This window comes from Colwellia sp. MB02u-9, from assembly GCF_014077085.1.
Taxonomy (GTDB): domain Bacteria; phylum Pseudomonadota; class Gammaproteobacteria; order Enterobacterales; family Alteromonadaceae; genus Cognaticolwellia.
The window spans coordinates 55,897-68,629 of record NZ_JACGVF010000065.1 but is presented as its reverse complement, the minus strand read 5'-3'; the positions used below and the strand labels follow the sequence as shown (position 1 = coordinate 68,629).

Annotated in this window: 14 protein-coding genes; 4 read left to right on the top strand and 10 right to left on the bottom strand. The window is 39.9% G+C overall.

Translation table 11 applies throughout. The features are described from left to right. Window positions 1–647 precede the first annotated feature (647 nt). On the top strand, window positions 648–1,193 hold the full coding sequence (locus H4J65_RS01670; RefSeq protein ID WP_182186685.1) for a gamma carbonic anhydrase family protein: 546 nt from the start codon (window positions 648–650) through the stop codon (window positions 1,191–1,193). 14 nt (window positions 1,194–1,207) lie between these two features. On the opposite strand, the gene H4J65_RS01665 is transcribed toward H4J65_RS01670, so the two are convergent. From H4J65_RS01665 to H4J65_RS01640, 6 genes are all read right to left on the bottom strand, one after another. After that, the gene (locus H4J65_RS01665) at window positions 1,208–1,441 is read right to left on the bottom strand and encodes a hypothetical protein (protein ID WP_182136183.1); all 234 of its coding nucleotides are present in this window, start codon (window positions 1,439–1,441) and stop codon (window positions 1,208–1,210) included. A gap of 21 nt (window positions 1,442–1,462) precedes the next feature. Further along, window positions 1,463–2,275: a shikimate dehydrogenase gene (gene aroE, locus H4J65_RS01660; RefSeq protein WP_182194637.1), complete on the bottom strand. Its 813-nt coding sequence runs from the start codon at window positions 2,273–2,275 to the stop codon at window positions 1,463–1,465. A gap of 127 nt (window positions 2,276–2,402) precedes the next feature. Further along, complete coding sequence (locus H4J65_RS01655) at window positions 2,403–3,065, bottom strand: OmpW family protein (protein ID WP_182136185.1); 663 nt, start codon at window positions 3,063–3,065, stop codon at window positions 2,403–2,405. 244 nt (window positions 3,066–3,309) lie between these two features. After that, complete coding sequence (gene hemF / locus H4J65_RS01650; protein WP_182136186.1) at window positions 3,310–4,215, bottom strand: oxygen-dependent coproporphyrinogen oxidase; 906 nt, start codon at window positions 4,213–4,215, stop codon at window positions 3,310–3,312. Then, a complete protein-coding gene (locus H4J65_RS01645; RefSeq protein ID WP_182136187.1) occupies window positions 4,212–4,757 on the bottom strand; it encodes a Sua5/YciO/YrdC/YwlC family protein in 546 nt (181 codons plus the stop codon). The genes hemF and H4J65_RS01645 overlap by 4 nt, the downstream gene beginning before the upstream one ends. Window positions 4,758–4,903: 146 nt before the next feature. After that, window positions 4,904–6,535, bottom strand: coding sequence for an acyl-CoA synthetase (locus H4J65_RS01640; protein WP_182194633.1), 1,632 nt, complete (start codon window positions 6,533–6,535; stop codon window positions 4,904–4,906). A 332-nt stretch (window positions 6,536–6,867) separates the two neighbouring features. Here H4J65_RS01640 and purE point away from each other — a divergent pair, with 332 nt between their 5' ends. Beyond that, the gene (gene purE, locus H4J65_RS01635) at window positions 6,868–7,350 is read left to right on the top strand and encodes a 5-(carboxyamino)imidazole ribonucleotide mutase (protein WP_182194630.1); all 483 of its coding nucleotides are present in this window, start codon (window positions 6,868–6,870) and stop codon (window positions 7,348–7,350) included. 9 nt (window positions 7,351–7,359) lie between these two features. After that, entirely contained in the window at window positions 7,360–8,514 is a 1,155-nt protein-coding gene (locus tag H4J65_RS01630; protein WP_182194627.1) for a 5-(carboxyamino)imidazole ribonucleotide synthase, read from the top strand. A 103-nt stretch (window positions 8,515–8,617) separates the two neighbouring features. Here the strand turns inward: H4J65_RS01630 and H4J65_RS01625 are convergent, their stop codons facing one another. The 4 genes from H4J65_RS01625 to H4J65_RS01610 all read right to left on the bottom strand — a co-directional run bounded on the left by H4J65_RS01625 (window position 8,618) and on the right by H4J65_RS01610 (window position 12,015). Beyond that, window positions 8,618–9,184 (bottom strand): topoisomerase DNA-binding C4 zinc finger domain-containing protein, encoded by a 567-nt coding sequence (locus H4J65_RS01625; protein WP_182194624.1) that lies wholly within the window; start codon window positions 9,182–9,184, stop codon window positions 8,618–8,620. Window positions 9,185–9,280: 96 nt separating this feature from the next. Beyond that, complete coding sequence (locus H4J65_RS01620) at window positions 9,281–9,754, bottom strand: DUF494 family protein (RefSeq protein ID WP_182186669.1); 474 nt, start codon at window positions 9,752–9,754, stop codon at window positions 9,281–9,283. A 2-nt stretch (window positions 9,755–9,756) separates the two neighbouring features. After that, window positions 9,757–10,893, bottom strand: a complete 1,137-nt coding sequence (dprA, locus tag H4J65_RS01615; protein WP_182194621.1) for a DNA-processing protein DprA — start codon at window positions 10,891–10,893, stop codon at window positions 9,757–9,759. Between the two features lie 33 nt (window positions 10,894–10,926). Next, window positions 10,927–12,015, bottom strand: coding sequence for a LysM peptidoglycan-binding domain-containing protein (locus H4J65_RS01610; protein WP_182194618.1), 1,089 nt, complete (start codon window positions 12,013–12,015; stop codon window positions 10,927–10,929). A gap of 116 nt (window positions 12,016–12,131) precedes the next feature. Here H4J65_RS01610 and def point away from each other — a divergent pair, with 116 nt between their 5' ends. Beyond that, on the top strand, window positions 12,132–12,647 hold the full coding sequence (gene def, locus H4J65_RS01605; RefSeq protein ID WP_182136195.1) for a peptide deformylase: 516 nt from the start codon (window positions 12,132–12,134) through the stop codon (window positions 12,645–12,647). Window positions 12,648–12,733 lie beyond the last annotated feature (86 nt).

Sequence of the window (12,733 nt, the reverse complement as noted above, 5' to 3'; positions counted from 1 at the left end):
TTTTTGTGTGACATCATATTAAGCTGTTTTTTTGTTATCCGAGGATAACTATGTAAAATCAACGTTAATGTGAGTGTCCACACAAATTGCATGATAACTAATTGTTAAAGAAAGTTAGTTTCTTCTAAGAAGATAACTAACCGATACAGAATCTCATTCGCTCTATACCGTAAAGTAATTCGTTGCTGCAGGCCTTGCCTGAAGCGAGATGCGCATTATACGCACCTGATTTTTAATGTCAACGTTTTATTTAGATTTTTTAAACTTTCTTTTCAGAAGATTCAAACTCATTTTTAAAACGTTAAGTTAACTTAAACAGCCTAGACCGAGTTAGATAACTCATTAAAACCGTTCGTTTGGGTTACCCCTTGGAACTGGAGCGCATTCTAGAGATTTCTGGCTTCACGTCAACCCTTAATTGCCATTAATTTACAAATAAAGGTTTGTTTGCTCTTTATTTATACAACCCTTGCTGTGGCTGGGTTTTTAATGCTCGATACGCTGAAAAATCACCCAGTTATATTGTGCCTTTGAAGTAACTTTGTCTTAACTGCTAAGTACCGAGAGTAACTCAGTGCATTGAAAAATGCTGTTTAATGGCTTTTTTTGCTAAGATAGCTATATCAGTCATCTAAAATCTCTTATTTATGCAGAAAAATAATTTTCGAAGCTATCATGGCATTACTCCTATATTAGGTAATGCCGTTTATGTTGATGAAACGGCCGTGCTTGTTGGTGACATTACCTTAGGTGATGATACTAGTGTTTGGCCTTTAGTTGCCGCTAGAGGTGATGTGAATAAAATTACCATTGGCGCTCGCACTAATATACAAGACGGTACGGTTTTACATGTCACACGCAAAAGTACCGGTAATCCCAATGGTAACCCTTTAGTTATTGGTGACGATGTTACGGTTGGTCATAAGTGTATGTTACACGGATGTGCTTTGGGTAACCGAATACTGGTTGGTATGGGCGCTATTATTATGGATGGTGTTATTGTTGAGGATGATGTGTTTATCGGTGCGGGTAGTTTAGTGCCGCCAAACAAAACACTTAAAAGCGGCTACTTGTATGTTGGTAACCCAGTTAAACAAGCGAGAGAGTTAAAGCAGAGTGAAGCTGATTTTCTCAAACAGTCTGCAATAAACTATGTTGAATTAAAAGCTGAGTACTTAGCTGATAACCATTAACCTTTGAGGTTACGTTACTCCAACTCTATATGTATTTCATTACCTTCTGGCTCGTTTTCCTCGAGCCAGCTTTCTGTTACTTCTTCTAAATCAAATTTAGTGCCATCATCAATTTCGGTTAATTTCTTTAGCTGCATAGAATGAAAATATAACCTTATACGCTGTCCTGAAACTTGTCCGGTAAAAGACCAAGCATCATGCTGCTGATCAAAATGTAGATCATCATTAAATAAAATTGCTTGGTTCATCTTATGCTCGCTTCACTTTCATTACTTTAACTGAGCTCTTAAGGAGACAAGTACAGGCTCTACTGCTGGGCTAACGGCTCTCCACAAATGAAAGCTTGCCGCAGCTTGCCCCACTAACATGCCTAAGCCATCAATAATATGTTCAACACCTAGCTGTTTTGCTTGTTTTAAAAATGCGGTTGGCTCTTTGCCATACACCATGTCATAACAAACTGTTGAACTTTTAATTGTGTGATCTGATATCGGTAAGCTATCGCCGGATAGACCTGCTGATGTGGCATTGATGATAATATCAAATGCTAAGTTATGGGTCTCTGCGAAAGTAACAGCATCAATAGCCTCATTAGGATACTGGCTAGTAATGGCCTGTGCTTTACTTAATGTTCTATTGGCAATAGTTAATGATTGAGGAGACTGCTCTAATATTGATTGAACAACGCCTTTTGCGGCTCCGCCAGCACCGAGTAATAACACCTTACTATCTCGCAGTTGCACTTGATGCTTGAGTAAGTCACTAACTAAGCCGACACCATCTGTAGTATCACCATAAATAATTCCATTAGAAAAAATTAAGGTGTTCACTGCGCCAGCTAACTTGGCTCTTTCACTCAACTCATGACACAGGGCAAATGCTTGTTCTTTAAATGGTGCGGTAACATTGGCGCCTTTGCCATTGTTACCGATTAATTCTTTTACGGCATTGTCGAATTGATCTAATGCAACCCACTGACTTTGGTAGTTCATTGTTTGCTTTGACTGTAGCGCAAACTGTTGGTGAATAAAGGGAGATTTTGATTGAGCGATAGGATTACCAAATACGCGATACTGATCCATAAGATTACTAGCTTAAATGTTTAGCGGTAGACTACCCTAGTTGTTAAACAATGAAAACAAAAAAGCAGTCACTGGGTAACTGCTTTTTTCATCACTTTGACCCGTGCTGAATATGGTTAAAGTCTCTTTAAAATTTATAAGCTAACATTAGTGAATAAACCATAGGGTCTATTTCAACTTCAGCACTGCCATTAACACTACCACCTACTTTAAAACTGGTATCCGTATTAATATCAATATAACGAGCGGAAGCATTTAATGACCAGTTTTTGTCAAGTTGGTAATCAGCACCAAGTTGAACAGACAGTCCGAACGACCCGTCTAAGTCTAAATCACTAAAACCGGCCTCTTTATAAGTTGAAGAAAACTTCTCATCAAAGAAAATTGTATAGTTGATACCCGCACCCACATAGGGCTTAAACGCTGAGTGAGTATCAAAGTAATACAGTGCACTTAATGTCGGTGGTAAATGAGATATTTTACCAAGCGTTGTGGTTGCGCCATCGGCATGCAGTTTTATGTCATGAGAAAACGGGGTTGAGGCTAAGAGTTCAATAGCCCAGTTTTTATCATAAAAATATACAAAATTAACACCAAGCTGAGTATCACCATCCGCTGAGACATCTAAACCTGAATCAGCGCCATCGAGGAACACGTTAGCTTTATTACTGGCAGGATCAACCATAGTGGCGCCACCACGAACGACAAAGTCGCCAGCTTGGTTAGCCAGTGCAAGGGGAGATAATGTAAGAGCGGAGAGGATGAGTCCATTAATTACTGAGGTTTTCATTAGAGCGTTACCTTTTATAAATAGAAAAAATATTAAATTTGTTCACTAAGGTAATTTTACGCGCGCCTGGTTTTCGACAGTTTGATCTAGCTCAAGCTTTATCATAAACCCTAAAAAAATAGGCTTTAATGGTCTTGAAATTAAAAACTTAACTTGGGTAACTTAACGTAGCAACCACACCTACAGCGAACTTTTCTGTTGATGTGGATTGCTAGGTTAATAAACAACAAGCGGTAATGCTAGGTTATAACCAATCTTGCGGTACTAAATAGTCTTGTAGTGCTGCTTCTGGGCTGCCAGCTTCCGGCTGAAAATTATATTCCCAACGTGCCAGTGGCGGCATTGACATCAAAATGGATTCTGTTCTGCCACCTGATTGCAAACCAAATAAGGTGCCGCGATCAAAAACTAAATTAAATTCAACGTAGCGGCCACGACGATAAAGTTGAAATTGACGATGATTATCATCAAAGGGCGTTGCTTTACGCTTTTCTATTAAAGGTATGTAAGCATCAAGAAAGCCTTTTCCAACTGCTTTCATATAATCAAAGCACTTATCGAATTCCCATTTATTAAGATCATCAAAAAATAAGCCACCAACGCCACGAGTTTCATTGCGGTGTTTTAAATGAAAATATTCATCACACCACTTTTTATATTTTGGATAAACATCGTCACCAAAAGGCTGACAAATATCTTTTGCCGTTTGATGCCAATGCACAACATCTTCTTTGAACGGGTAAAAAGGCGTGAGGTCAATACCACCACCAAACCACCACACAGGTTCTTCACCTTCTTTTTCAGCAATAAAAAATCGGACATTGGCATGAGATGTTGGAATAAAAGGATTTTTAGGATGAATAACTAATGATACACCACAAGCTTGCCATTTACGGCCAGCCAATTCTGGACGGTGTGCTGTTGCAGATGGTGGTAACTTATCACCAGAAACCACTGAAAAATTGACCCCGCCTTGCTCGATAACGCTACCATTTGTGAGTACTCGGGTTCTGCCACCACCGCCTTCAGCGCGCTGCCAATTATCTTCAATAAATTTACCACTACCGTCGGCAGCCTCTAACGCGGAACAAATTTGGTCTTGCAACGATTTTAAAAATTCAACAACAACATTAATATTTATAGTGCTCATGAGCGAATAACATCTCCAGATAATGCATCAATAATAGTAGAAGGCTGATCAAAGCCTAGAGTTTTTCCTTTAATAATAAAATCAATTTTATTAGCGAGATCATTGGGAATTCCTTGCCATGTTTTGGCCGGAGGTTTACCACTTAAGTTCGCGCTCGTAGAAACAATCGGCTTATTAGTGGCAAGACAAAGTGCCACAACGTCTGGCTGGCTAGTAACACGCACCGCAATAGTGTCAAAACGCCCCGTCAACAGCCTAGAAGTGTTAGCATTTTTAGCCACTAGTTGCGTAATGCCGTCGGGCCAGCGAGATAATATCGCCAGGCGTTTGTCTTGAGGTATTTTACACTCATCTATATAAGGTAAAAGTTGTCTATAATCACCCGCAAGTAGTATTAAGCCTTTATCTACTAAACGTGACTTGATCAACAGCAGCTTTTCAATTGCCTCATCGTTATCAGGATCACAGCCTAAACCAAATACGGCCTCGGTTGGGTAAGCTAAAATGCCACCCTGTTGAAATGTTTCTAATGCTGTCGTCATGGCGTTTTATGATGGCGCTTAGTAAAATTAATTTAATGATGATTATACGTTTTTTACTGACAAACAACATGGCTAGTAAAAAAAAACGGTAAGAGTCTGTAAACTCTTACCGTTTGGATTAACCCCCGTCCAACGCTAATAATAAATTAAGCTTCAAACAGCTCTTTAATTTTCTGCCTAAGCACGAACTTCTGCACTTTACCGGTTGAGGTTTTAGGCAACTCGCTAAAAACAATGGTTTTAGGTACTTTAAAGCCCGCCATATGTTCACGGCAATATTGAATTACCTCTTGTTCTGTCAACGTTTGCCCGCGTTTCAGTGCTATAAATGCACAGGGAGTTTCTCCCCACTTTTCATCTTTTTTGGCCACTACGGCGGCTTCTAAAATGGCTGGATGGGTATATAACACCCCTTCTACTTCGACTGATGAAATATTTTCACCTCCCGAAATTATAATATCTTTCGAACGATCACGAATTTCAATATAACCATCTGGATGTTTAACCGCTAAGTCCCCTGAATGAAACCAACCATGAGCAAAAGCCTCTTCTGTGGCTTGTTCGTTTTTCAAGTAGCCTTTCATTGTGCTATTACCCCGAAACATTATTTCACCCATAGTGATTCCATCTGGGCGAACAGGCTCCATAGTATCCGGATTTAGCACATCAACGTCTTCTTGCGTGATATAACGCACACCTTGACGCGCTTTTAATGCCGCCCGTTCATCATCGCTGCGCTTATTCCATTCATCTTTCCACTCACTCACGACACAAGGCCCATAAACTTCAGTTAAGCCATAACTTTGGGTGATTTCAATACCTAAGCTTTCAATGCCCTTAATAACCGCGGCAGGTGGCGGAGCACCAGCAGTCATCGCTTTAATATTTTTAGGTAATTGCGCCAGCAAGTTTTCGTCAGCATTTAAAATCATATTAAGCACGATTGGCGCGCCACAAAAATGACTGACCTTATGCTCAATCATCGCATTAACGATAGCGCCTACTTCAACTTGCCTCAAACAAATTTGCGTACCGCCAACAGCCACTATCGTCCAAGGAAAACACCAACCATTGCAATGGAACATCGGCAAAGTCCACAGATAATTGGTATTGCTGTCGGTCGGCCAAACAAAGTTATGGCCAAGAGAATTCAAATAAGCACCGCGATGTGAGTAAACTACACCTTTAGGATTACCCGTAGTGCCTGAGGTATAATTTAGCGCCAAAGCTTGCCATTCATCATGAATCAATGAACCAGTGAAATTTTCATCCCCTTGAGCCAGTAACTCTTGATACTCCATGGTACCAAGGCGCTCTCCGCCTGGACCTTCTGGATCGTCAATATCAATCACCAAAGGTTTACGCTTTGACAGTGCTAATGCTTGTTTAATCACACCGGAAAATGCGGTATCGGTAAACAGTACATCACATTCGGCGTGATCAAGAATAAAAGCGATATTTTCCGCATCGAGGCGAATATTAATCGCGTTAAGCACAGCACCCGTTAGTGGCACACCATAATGGGCATCCAAAAATGCCGGAATATTAGCGGCCATAATACTCACGGTTTGCCCTGGATTCACCCCATTTTTAATGAGGCTTGAGGCGAGTCGACGAACATTCTTACGATATTCTTGATAGGTAAATTTTTGCTTACCATGGATAATTGCAATTTTGTCTGGATAGACATCAGCGCTACGATTTAAAAAGTTTATTGGTGTTAGTGGCTGACTGTTAGCAGCAACCTTGTCTAAACTTTGGCTATAAATGTTACTCATTTCTTTCCTCATTTATTTTACCGAAGCGACTCTTAATACTAATTAACTTAATGATAAGTAAACTCATTCATTCTTTAAATTAGTATAACGCGGTGATTTTATATTATGTTCGGCTTTACAATTTAAAATAATCATACGCCAATAATTAAATTAAAAAATTATCCTTTGGTCTATACCCGTTCTACATCAAAGAAAATTATAAATGCTATGAAAGAATTGTCATTTCAGAATATTTTCAAACACGTTACAATATGGTATTAAATTTCACCTAACATTACCGCCTTAAGCATAACGTTAGGTTTCAAATCACCTCATCAAAAGGCACTACGCGTATGAAAGTTGGGATTATCATGGGGTCAAAGTCAGATTGGCCAACCATGCAGCACGCTGCTGAAATGTTAGATCTATTTAATGTAGCTTATGAAACAAAAGTTGTTTCTGCACATAGAACACCGCATTTACTTGCTGAGTATGCACAAGGCGCTAAAGATCGTGGTATTCAAGTTATCATTGGTGGCGCAGGTGGCGCCGCGCATTTACCTGGTATGACCGCTGCTTATACAAGCTTGCCAGTTTTGGGTGTGCCCGTGCAATCAAAAGCCTTAAATGGTCAAGACTCATTACTCTCTATTGTACAAATGCCAAAAGGCATTGCGGTTGGTACATTAGCCATTGGCACGGCAGGTGCGGCCAATGCTGGCTTATTAGCCGCTCAAATTATTGGTCTTTCTGACCCAGCAGTACAAGCTGCTGTAGAAAAATTTAGAGCAGAGCAAACACAAACAATTCTTGATAACCCAAACCCTGCAGAATAGGCTAGCTAAATGAATGTTTTAGTATTAGGTGCTGGCCAACTGGCTCGTATGATGGCCTTGGCAGTTAAGCCTTTAAATATCAATATACGCGCTTTTGATGTTGGCTCAGACACTGTAGTTGATCCACTTTCAACTGACATTGTTTTTGGTGGATTAACTCAAGGCATTGAGTTCGCTGACTTTATCACGGCTGAGTTTGAGCATATTGATCACCAAACACTTGCACTTTGCCAAGCGTCTGGAAAACTACGTCCGAGCAGCCAAGCCATTAAAGTCGGCGGCGATAGAAGATTAGAAAAAGATCTGCTCATCAAGTGCGGTGTGGCCAATGCCCAACACCAAATTATTGCGACCAAAGCAGACTTTGACCAAGCTTTAAATAACTTGTCTATGCCGTTAATTTTAAAAAGCGCTTTGGCAGGTTATGATGGTAAAGGTCAATGGCGATTAAAAGATAAAGCACAAGCGGAAGACATTTGGCTTGATATTAAAGCTTTTTTCGATGGTGGCATACAGGGCCTTCAACATGCGGTAGTGGCCGAACAAATGGTGCCTTTTGATCGTGAAGTCTCGTTAGTTGGCGCGCGTGACAGTCAAGGTAATACCGTAGTTTACCCCTTAACTCAAAACCATCACACCAATGGCGTGCTGAGTGTGTCAATTGCCATTGAAATAGATGAAGCGCTACAAGCACAAGCAAAACAGGTGTTTGATAGCATAGCAAAAGAGTTAAATTACATTGGTATATTAGCCATTGAATTCTTCCAAATTGGCGAGCAATTATTGGTAAATGAAATTGCTCCTCGCGTACACAACTCAGGTCATTGGACCCAACAAGGTGCAGATACTTGTCAATTTGAAAACCATTTACGTGCGGTATGTGATTTACCACTTGGCAGTACTGAGTTAATTCGTCCATCAGCCATGATTAATATCTTGGGTGAAGATGAAGTACCCAATGAAATATTGAGTGTGGCGAGTACCACTTTACATTGGTATGGAAAAAGCAAACGCCCAGGCCGTAAAATGGGTCATATTAATGTCTCAGGCCATGATGAAAAACAATTAGCAGAGCGATTAATCTTATTAGCTGACATGCTACCAGAAGCAGCATTTGATGAACTTAAGCCTTATGTCGCCAGTTACCAAAAAAAACTGAGCTAACACCAAATTAGCGATTACACAGCCAGTGATGCCTTATGGATAAGTCACTGGCTTTTTTCTACCTCAATTCCTACCTCAATGTATATCTCGATTGATAAGAAAATTAATGCGGCTGAAAGTGACTGCAGGATTTAGACGCGCATTGTAACTTTTCACCTGCTGCCATCTGTCTTTTTAGTAATAAAGCAAAGCCACATTTTTCACATTCACCCACAACTGGCTCATGATTCACAACAAACTTACATTTGGGATAGTGATCACAGGAATAAAATGTTTTACCAAAACGGCTGATTTTTGATTGTAGTTGGCCCTTTTTACACTGTGGACAACTGACATTTTGTTGCTCAAGTTCATTGTGATCTTGCGCCACGATGTAAGAACAGTCAGGGTAGTTTGTACAGCCAATAAACATACCATAACGACCTTGTTTGACCGCCAATTCTTGATTGCATTCAGGACATTCACTACCAACCAATATTTTGTCATCAACGCGCTCATGTTCGACAACCGCTCGAGTGTATTGGCAGTTAGGATAGGTAACACAACCAAAAAATGAGCCTGACTTACCATGCTTAATGGTGAGCTGCGAAGCACAGTCAGGACAAATTTCAGTGGTTTTTTCTAAGGCATGTTCATGACGTGAAAACAGGGGTTTTTCGGAGTTTGACATAGTAATGCACCTAAAATATTAGGTACCTATTATGCCATATTTTTACCATATTAACGTGGCTATTTTTCGTGCACTTTTTGTCTTAGACAAAAAAAGCTAATGCAACGGGCCTTCTTGCTCATCAAAAATCAGGTCTTCCATTTGAGAGTAGGCACTTTCTTTACCTGGCACATTAAACAGCACCATCAACACAACCCACTTTAAATCATCAATAGAGAAAAATTTAGTGTCTAGTTCCATAACTCGGTCAATAACCATTTCACGGGTAGTAAAGTCTAATAAATTAACCTGCTCTAAAAACATCAGAAAACCACGACATTCTACATCAAGAATTTGGCTCTCTTGTGCCGTATAAATTCGAATAGATTGGTTACCTACTCGTGTTAAATAAGGATAAGCCTCTGTGTCCTGTAAGGCGGTAAGTTTTTCCAGCCAAGCAAGCGCTTTATAAATTTCATCTTGGTGAAAACCAGCACGCGTTAATTCATCAGTAAGTAGCTCATGGTCGACCATGACTTCGGCTTCAGAATGAATATAGTTTTCAAAAAGGTACATCAAGATATCAAACATCACTAGCCCCTATTTAATTTAAGGTAACCCCCTGGCACAGCAGACACCAGACCTCTAAGTTCAAGCACGGTTAATCGAGTTAGCACTTCGTCTATCGGTAGTTTACTGCGCGAAACGACTAAATCTACGGGCGTAATTTCATAACCCACACTAGCTAACATTGGATCGTTACACAAGTGCTGTTTTTTACTTTTTTCTGCTAAATTATCTTTCGCTTTGTTTCTACTCAAGTTTAAATTATCTGTAACCAACGCTTCAAACTCATCCACTATATCACTGGTATCTTCGACAAGCTTAGCGCCTTGTTTAATTAACCAATGACAACCTTTCGCCTGCACATTATAAATAGAGCTAGGTATAGCAAATACTTCTCGGCCTTGTTCTAAGGCACAACGCGCCGTGATCAACGAACCACTTTTTAAAGACGCTTCAACGACCAAAACCCCCAAACTTAAACCGCTTATTAAACGATTTCGCTTTGGAAAATGTCCGGGCTTAGGTGCGATACCGGGGGCAAACTCACTAATGATGAGCCCCTGGTTTTCAACAATATCTTTTTGTAATTTTTTATGGCGAGCGGGATAGGTTATATCTAGTCCTGTTGCTACTACCGCAATAGTATAGCCCTGCTGATACAAAGCCCCTAAATGCGCTTGCCCGTCAATACCTAATGCTAAACCACTAGTAACAACGAAGTGACTGGTTAACTGACCCGCCAACTTATAAGCAATCTCTCTACCTGAAATACTGGCATTGCGGCTACCGACAATGGCAATTTTAGGTAATAACAATAAATCCACATTACCACGAACAAAAAGCACTAACGGTGGATCATAAATTTCTTTTAGTAATGGTGGGTATAGGGGATCATCAAAGGCAATGATTTGACTGTGACAGTGGCTTGAATCAGAGATTATTTTTGTCAACGAATCCCAGGCAGGAGAAGTTATTGCAGCACGCTGTGGATTGGTGAGACTTGACAAGGTTAAGTCAGTAGTCTCCACGAATAAAGCCGTTAAACCAAACTTTTCGACTAGGGCGATTTTTTTATGACTGGCTAACCTTGGAATAGCTTTCACTGCTAGCCAATAATGCGTTAAAGTTAACTCCAACGTTAGCGTGTTGCTGGTATTTACCACTTGCTTCTCCTTAAGCGTGGCCCAATTTTAGAGCTAGGGTGCCGTAACTCCATCAAGGATTCGTAATGGCTTTTCAGCATTAAGAATCAAGGCCATACTGACCTTGTCATAAACTTTAAATACCATCACTTTGCCGATTACTTCGGTTGGCATATCGTAATCTGAATAGCTGTTATTGGTTATTTTGTTCCAATGAGAAGTGTCTTTACTGTATTGCGGTCCATGGTCTGTTTCAATAACGCCGGGGCTTTTTCGGCTAACCGTTAACACATCGCCAGTTTGTACGGCTTGGCTATTGCCTTTATTAATCATTATCACGTCAAATTTAGCAAATTCACGTAGTTTGGTCACCGAGCTAATAATTAAACCGTCAGTGCTTTTAGCACCTGCTCGCATGGTAAAAATAGCGGGGTAATCTTGCTCGTCATTGACTGGCATAACATAAGCACCCGAACGAATTTCGCGTTTTGCACCCTCAACAAAAATAGTGCTTGGCTGCTGCTGACTCATATTGCCACTTTGTAGTGCCTTGCCCGTACCAATAAGTCGAATATTATAACCCAAATTTTGCTGTGTTTCGGGATCAACAATGGCATCCGCTTTATGGTAAATACCATAACTTTGACCAACAATGAGGTCACTATTAACATAAACCTTAAAGCCATCAACACTTGATTTATAGCCATCCTCACTGCCAATAACATGAGGTAAGTCAGTTAACTCAGCTAAACTTCTCACGGTATCGTAGCGAATATAGGGCGCAATAACGTGCAAAGGTAGTGTACTAACGGGTTTTTGATCTTTTAATTGTTTACGTACTTTAGGTGACCATTTAAGTTCAGGCTTGCCTTTAACCAGCATGGGTTGGCCTTGGGCATCAAATACTAGCCGCAACTCATCCCCAGGGTAAATTAAATGTGGGTTATTAATATCAGGATTAAGACGCCATAACTTAGGCCACAACCAAGGTTGATTGAGAAATATACCTGATATATCCCACAAGGTATCGCCTTTCTTAACGATATAAGATTTTGGAGCATCTGGCTTTAATGCTAGCTCATTGGCCATTAAAGAAACTGACAGAGCAATGCCAAATAGTAAGGATAAAACTCTTATTAGCATGTTAATTTCCCTATTATTAGAGGTTTTATCCTAAACCACTATGATTAACTATAATTAATGGCTAAAATTGAAACATAACACTCTATGCGACATTTCGCGAACTCTTTTGATAAATTATGGCTATTTTACCTGTATTACGATTTCCTGATGAGAGATTAAGAACAAAAGCGCAACCTGTAACTGAAGTTAACGATGAAATTCGTACTATTATCAGTAACATGTTTGAAACTATGTATGATGAAAATGGTGTTGGTTTGGCGGCAACTCAAGTTGATATTCACCAACGAATTGTCGTTATTGATGTTTCAGAAAATAAAGAACACCCTTACGTGTTAATAAATCCTGAAATCACTCGCAAAAGTGATGACACCATTATTAATGAAGAAGGTTGTTTATCGGTACCTGGCTGTTATGCCAAAGTTGACCGTAGTATTGATGTCACAGTTACCGCCCTTGATGAAAATGGCAAAGCCTTTACTTTAGATGGTGAAGAGCTATTAGCTATTTGTATTCAGCATGAACTGGATCATCTTAATGGCATCTTATTTGTTGACTATTTGTCACCACTTAAGCGCCAGCGATTCAAAAAGAAATTAGAAAAAGAAGCGCGTTTGGATAATGCCAACGCTTAAGTGTCATCGCTCTTTTATAACTCATACCAATTAAATTAAGTAAATGAGCGATTATTTATTTCAATTGGTATCAATTGCATTTTGGA

Excerpts from the sequence above, each read along its gene's own strand:
- H4J65_RS01670 (WP_182186685.1), top strand. The coding sequence starts at position 648 with ATGCAGAAAAATAATTTTCGAAGCTATCATGGCATTACTCCTATATTA.
- H4J65_RS01665 (WP_182136183.1), bottom strand. The coding sequence starts at position 1,441 with ATGAACCAAGCAATTTTATTTAATGATGATCTACATTTTGATCAGCAG.
- aroE (WP_182194637.1), bottom strand. The coding sequence starts at position 2,275 with ATGGATCAGTATCGCGTATTTGGTAATCCTATCGCTCAATCAAAATCT.
- H4J65_RS01655 (WP_182136185.1), bottom strand. The coding sequence starts at position 3,065 with ATGAAAACCTCAGTAATTAATGGACTCATCCTCTCCGCTCTTACATTA.
- hemF (WP_182136186.1), bottom strand. The coding sequence starts at position 4,215 with ATGAGCACTATAAATATTAATGTTGTTGTTGAATTTTTAAAATCGTTG.
- H4J65_RS01645 (WP_182136187.1), bottom strand. The coding sequence starts at position 4,757 with ATGACGACAGCATTAGAAACATTTCAACAGGGTGGCATTTTAGCTTAC.
- H4J65_RS01640 (WP_182194633.1), bottom strand. The coding sequence starts at position 6,535 with ATGAGTAACATTTATAGCCAAAGTTTAGACAAGGTTGCTGCTAACAGT.
- purE (WP_182194630.1), top strand. The coding sequence starts at position 6,868 with ATGAAAGTTGGGATTATCATGGGGTCAAAGTCAGATTGGCCAACCATG.
- H4J65_RS01630 (WP_182194627.1), top strand. The coding sequence starts at position 7,360 with ATGAATGTTTTAGTATTAGGTGCTGGCCAACTGGCTCGTATGATGGCC.
- H4J65_RS01625 (WP_182194624.1), bottom strand. The coding sequence starts at position 9,184 with ATGTCAAACTCCGAAAAACCCCTGTTTTCACGTCATGAACATGCCTTA.
- H4J65_RS01620 (WP_182186669.1), bottom strand. The coding sequence starts at position 9,754 with ATGTTTGATATCTTGATGTACCTTTTTGAAAACTATATTCATTCTGAA.
- H4J65_RS01610 (WP_182194618.1), bottom strand. The coding sequence starts at position 12,015 with ATGCTAATAAGAGTTTTATCCTTACTATTTGGCATTGCTCTGTCAGTT.
- def (WP_182136195.1), top strand. The coding sequence starts at position 12,132 with ATGGCTATTTTACCTGTATTACGATTTCCTGATGAGAGATTAAGAACA.